This window comes from Pseudomonas sp. 10C3 (assembly GCF_036346185.1).
Classification (GTDB): Bacteria; Pseudomonadota; Gammaproteobacteria; order Pseudomonadales; family Pseudomonadaceae; genus Aquipseudomonas.
In genome coordinates this window covers 1-267 of record NZ_JASJVE010000123.1, presented here as the reverse complement: position 1 = coordinate 267, position 267 = coordinate 1, and the positions used below count along the sequence as shown (strand labels likewise).

Annotated in this window: 1 protein-coding gene; it reads left to right on the top strand. The window is 61.4% G+C overall.

Going from position 1 to position 267, the window contains the following annotated elements; genetic code table 11:
• Positions 1–267 (top strand): DUF2817 domain-containing protein (locus QN399_RS26365; protein ID WP_330201948.1); only part of this gene is annotated, 267 nt, incomplete at both ends.

Below are 267 nucleotides of genomic sequence, written 5' to 3'. Positions count from 1 at the left end.
CTCAATCGCAACTATCTGGACTTCAACCAGCCCCCCCCTGATAACCAGGCGTACGAAGCGTTGCACAGGATTTACGCCTGCGACCAACTGCGCGGGCCGCAACGGGAACAGGCCGATGCCCTGCTCAATGAGCGGGTTCAACGCGAAGGTTGGTCAGCGGTGATGTCGATTGTTGAAGGGGGGCAGTATCGCCATCCCGACGGGCTGTTTTACGGTGGCGACGGCGCCAGCTGGTCGAACCGGACCCTGCACCGCATTCTCCAGGAG